Annotated in this window: 2 protein-coding genes; both read left to right on the plus strand. The window is 65.8% G+C overall.

Annotated features, from left to right (window positions below; all coding sequences use genetic code 11):
- Positions 1–943, plus strand: a 943-nt coding sequence (locus EQG76_RS25705; protein ID WP_159717573.1) for a DUF3987 domain-containing protein, incomplete at its 5' end; no start/stop codon positions are given.
- The gene (locus tag EQG76_RS25710; protein ID WP_159717575.1) at positions 940–1,341 is read left to right on the plus strand and encodes a hypothetical protein; all 402 of its coding nucleotides are present in this window, start codon (positions 940–942) and stop codon (positions 1,339–1,341) included. The genes EQG76_RS25705 and EQG76_RS25710, both read left to right, overlap by 4 nt.
- The last annotated feature ends 158 nt before the right edge of the window (positions 1,342–1,499 follow it).

Raw genomic sequence — 1,499 nt, forward strand, 5'->3', positions numbered from 1 at the left:
CGCCCGGCTCGCCAACGCAAACCCGCGTGGACTGATCCATCACCGTGACGAATTGACCGGCTGGGTCGGCAGCATGGACCGCTACGGCGGCAACGGCTCCGACCGTAGCTTCTGGCTGGAAGCCTATGGAGGCCGGCGACGTGTGGTCGATCGCATCAAGGATGGCGGCAAGGCCGTGGTCGTGCCGTCGCTATCGATGGCGATCCTGGGCGGTGTCCAGCCGGATCGGCTGGCGACTATCATGCTGGCGGGTGACGACGACGGCTTAGCCGCACGGTTCATCTACGCCTTTCCGAACGCTCGTCGGCCCACGCGTCCGACCTGCACGCCCGACGACGATGCTGCCTTGCAAGCGTTCAGACGGCTCTGGACGTTGCCGATGGACCAGCCGGACGGCGTGCCGGTGCCGCGCATCCTGCCGTTCAGCGAGACGGCTGCGGCGGCGCTCCAGACTTGGCGCGAGCAGATCGCCGACATGGAGAAGACCAGTACCGGCCTATTCGTTTCCTGGCTCGGGAAGCTGCCCGGCATGGCGGTGCGGATCGCCACCATCCTGACGTTCATCTGGTGGTCAGTTGGACTGGATGAGCGAGAGCCGCAGGAGATCGGCTCGCAGGCAGTTACGGCCGCCTTGGCCATCCTGGAGGCATGGGCGATACCGATGTCGAGGCGCGCCATGGGAGAAGCCGCCCTGCCGGAGGCTGATCGCGACGCCGCTGCGCTTGCACGTTGGACGGTTACGAATGTCGAGCCGGGTGCGGAGGTGAACGCTTCGCATCTGCGCACCCATCATGCCCCGATCGGTCGGACGGCGGACCGCTACGATGCCGCATTCGCTATCCTGGAAGATGCCGGCTGGGTGCGGCGCAAGCCACGGTCCGGCGGCTCCGGCCGCCAACCGAAGGTTTATGAGACGAACCCGAAGGCGTGGAAGCAACCATGACCGGCGGGTGGCTTCAGGCGTTCCGGACCGGGTTTCATCCGGGGCTGATCTCGGAAACAGAAATCTTAGAAATCTCAGAAACAGTCATTTCTGAGAAAACTGAGATTTCTGAAACTGAGAAGTGGCATCTTCGCCCGCAGATCGAGGCTACTGAGTTTCTAACGGCCGGGTGGAACAACCCGATCGCCGAAGCCCGCGCCCGTGGCTGGCATGTCGAGATGCGCCCGGCTGGGCTGCTGATCGACACGCAGGGCCAGCCGTCCGATCCGGCGCTGCTGGACCGGCTGCACGTGGCGATGGACCAGGAAGAGGCATGGCCCGCGCACCTGCTGGCCGACCCTGGTGAGGTGATCCTGCGTGGCGAGTTGGAACTGATCGAGCAGGAGGTCTGCCCATGACCGCCTATCCGCCGCGCGTGCTGCTGGCCGAGCTGACCGAGCGCACCAGCACCGCCGGCAACCGCTACGTGTCCGGCTGGCTCGGCAAGGCGCGGATCATCGGCTTCTGGGGCGAGGGCGAGGACCGCGACGGCAACCCGACCACCGTGCTGCGCCTG

Origin of the sequence: Geminicoccus flavidas (assembly GCF_009806515.1) — a bacterium.
Classification (GTDB): domain Bacteria; phylum Pseudomonadota; class Alphaproteobacteria; order Geminicoccales; family Geminicoccaceae; genus Geminicoccus; species Geminicoccus flavidus.

Coding starts and splice junctions, on each gene's coding strand:
- EQG76_RS25710 (WP_159717575.1), top strand. CDS start 940: ATGACCGGCGGGTGGCTTCAGGCGTTCCGGACCGGGTTTCATCCGGGG.